Origin of the sequence: Phenylobacterium sp., assembly GCF_036263695.1 — a bacterium.
Lineage (GTDB): Bacteria > Pseudomonadota > Alphaproteobacteria > Caulobacterales > Caulobacteraceae > Phenylobacterium.
This window is the reverse complement of the sequence record NZ_DATAGM010000419.1, coordinates 1-2,630: the sequence shown is the minus strand read 5'-3', so window position 1 is coordinate 2,630 and position 2,630 is coordinate 1. Positions and strand designations below refer to the sequence as shown.

Sequence of the window (2,630 nt, the reverse complement as noted above, 5' to 3'; positions counted from 1 at the left end):
TCCCGTTCCCGCCTCTGAACGCGGCGGGCGCCCGAGGTCAAGCGCCCGCGTCGAGGAGCGGAGTCTCGGAACCTGCGGCGGCGCTTGTTACGTGGCGGATGGCGGGTGCTACCTTCGAGGGCGGAACCGTCCCCGGATTGGAGAGACATGACTTCCCCAAGCGCCCACCTGGACAGCCGCAGGCGCACGTTCGAGCGGCTGGCGCCTCAGCTTCGGGCGCTCAGCGATGACGACCTCGCCGGCGCCTTGGCCGCTGAGGCGACCTCGTGGCGCTATAGCGTCCACGGCAGTCCTCGAGTGGCTGGCCGCGAAGGGCGAGCCGCGGGCTCGGACGCCCGCGCTCGACGCGCTGGTCGCCCGTTGCGCACCGGCCGCCGATACGCTGCGGCGCTTCTTCGGCAGGCTGCGCGACGAGGCGAAGACGACGCCGTATCCGGCGGCCGATCTTTCGGCCGCGTTCGCAAGGACGGCGTCCACTAACAGCCCGTCGCGAGCGAGGAGCGCCCCAACGGAAAACGCCCGGCGCGTGCGCCGGGCGTTCCCGTGTTCGGGACTGATCGCGCAGCTTAAGCCGCGGTGCGGACCAGCGACTTGGCGAGGATGCCGATGGCCTCTTCGCGGTCGATCCGCTCGATGGCGGCGACTTCGCGGGCCATGCGGTCCAGCGCCGATTCATAGAGCTGGCGCTCGGAGTAGGACTGCTCGGGCTGGTTCTCGGCCCGGTGCAGGTCGCGGACCACCTCGGCGATCGAGATCAGGTCGCCCGAATTGATCTTGGCTTCGTATTCCTGCGCGCGGCGGCTCCACATGGTGCGCTTCACGCGGGCGCGGCCCTTCAGGGTGTTCAGCGCCTGGCTGACCACGTTGGTCTCGGCCAGCGGGCGCAGGCCGGCGCTCTTGGCTTTGCCGGTGGGGACGCGCAGCGTCATCTTCTCGTGATCAAAGGTGATTACGTACACCTCGAGCTTAAGGCCGGCGACTTCCTGGGTTTCGATCCCTTGCACCAGGCCCACGCCGTGGGCCGGATAGACGACGTGATCGCCAACCGAGAAATCCAGACCGCTCTTGCTCATCACGAGACCTCTTCAATGTCCTTTTGCGTCCGGACCGCGGTTGCGCGCGCATCCGCCCGAACGGACGAGGCCCTTCCCCGCAAGATGCTTGCGGCGGCCCCGACTTTCGAGCGGATTTTCGACCTCTAAGACAACCCTCGCCTTTATGTAGGCGTGCCGGCCTGGACGGCTCTTCTGCGGAACGACGGGCAAAGCGAAGCCGCTTTCCACCACGTCGAGATAGACATTAACACAAAATCGTGCCGAATGAAAGGCTTGCCGCGGCGCGTCAGAAACCGCGCGCGCTCGCGTCAGGAGCCGCGGCCAGGCTTCTCGCTGAAGTACTTCTCGAACTTGCCGGTTTCGCGCTCGTACTGCTCGGCGTCAGCCGGCGGCGTGCCCTTTACGGTGATGTTCGGCCAGATCTTCGAGTAGTCGGTGTTGATCCGCAGCCACTTGCCGTCCGGCTCGTCTTCGGTGTCCGGCTTGATAGCGTCGACTGGGCACTCCGGCTCGCACACCCCGCAGTCGATGCACTCGTCCGGATTGATCGCCAGGAAGTTCTCGCCCTCATAGAAGCAGTCGACCGGGCAGACCTCCACGCAGTCCATGAACTTGCACTTAATGCAGGGATCCATGACGATATAGGTCATAGCGGGGACAATACTCCGGTCGCAGGCGCGCGGGTTTTCGGGGTCGGGGCGCGGCTTGTCAATGCCGCCTGCCCTGGCGGCGACCTCAGGATATCTGCAAGGGCGAGTACAGCTCGCGCGCTTCCGTGGCCGGACCGCGCCGTTCGCCAAGCCCTTCGACGGCGACCGCGATCAGTCGGCCGCCCACCGCGAACACCAGCCCATCGCCCACCTTGACCGAGCGGGACGGCTTGTCGAGACGGGTCTCCATGCCGCTGCGGGTGAGCCGCACCCGGCCCTCCTCCACATAACGGGCCGCCAGCGACCGGGTCTTGAAGAAGCGGGCGCGCCACAGCCACACGTCCACGCGGCAGCTGTCCTCGCTCATGCGTGCGCCGCCTTGGGCTTGCGCCGCGGCCGACGGCGAGGCGGGGCGGTCTTCAGCGCCGCCAGCGCCGCGAACGGCGAGTGGACCGGCGGCTTGGCGGGCTTGGGCGCGGAGCGGTCGCGCCGGCGCCAGGCCACGGGCTCGCCCTCCTTCGGCTTGCCGGCCCTGGCGAAGCCCAGGCCGCGCATCACCGCGCCCGCGTCCGCCTCGCTCCAGCCGAGCTCCTCGCGCGCCTGGTCGGACAGCACCTGCCCGCCGCCGAGCTTGGGCGCGGCGCGCAGCAGGGCGTCCAGCCGCTCCAGGCCTTCCACCGGCGCGGCCAAGGGCCCCACCGCTCGCAGACCGTAGGCCGCCAGCGTCTGGGCGTTGGGGGCGACGGCGCCCAGCGGCGTCAGCCCGGCGCCGCCGGGGCGCCACTGCGGGCTCGCCTGGGCGGCGAAGGCCTGGGCGTAGGCCTGCGCCTGAGGCTTCAGCAGCGCCGGCAGATAGAGGCTGAAGGCACCCAGCTTCACGCCGAGCGACTTCAAGGTCCGCCGCTCCACCTGGCTCAGCGCCCGG

Annotated in this window: 3 protein-coding genes and 1 pseudogene; all 4 read right to left on the bottom strand. The window is 69.2% G+C overall.

Features of this window, described 5'->3' with window-relative positions:
• Positions 1 to 566 precede the first annotated feature (566 nt).
• Positions 567 to 1,073, bottom strand: a complete 507-nt coding sequence (locus VHK87_RS16810) for a CarD family transcriptional regulator (RefSeq protein WP_329636040.1) — start codon at positions 1,071 to 1,073, stop codon at positions 567 to 569.
• Positions 1,074 to 1,363: 290 nt separating this feature from the next.
• Positions 1,364 to 1,705 (bottom strand): ferredoxin FdxA, encoded by a 342-nt coding sequence (gene fdxA / locus VHK87_RS16805; protein ID WP_329636039.1) that lies wholly within the window; start codon positions 1,703 to 1,705, stop codon positions 1,364 to 1,366.
• 85 nt (positions 1,706 to 1,790) lie between these two features.
• Positions 1,791 to 2,072 carry an RNA-binding S4 domain-containing protein gene (locus VHK87_RS16800; RefSeq protein WP_329636038.1) on the bottom strand — a complete coding sequence of 94 codons (282 nt, stop codon included), beginning with the start codon at positions 2,070 to 2,072 and terminating at the stop codon, positions 1,791 to 1,793.
• Positions 2,069 to 2,630 (bottom strand): annotated as a pseudogene (locus VHK87_RS16795) (phosphonate-binding protein); the annotation flags it as partial. The gene VHK87_RS16800 and the pseudogene VHK87_RS16795, both read right to left, overlap by 4 nt.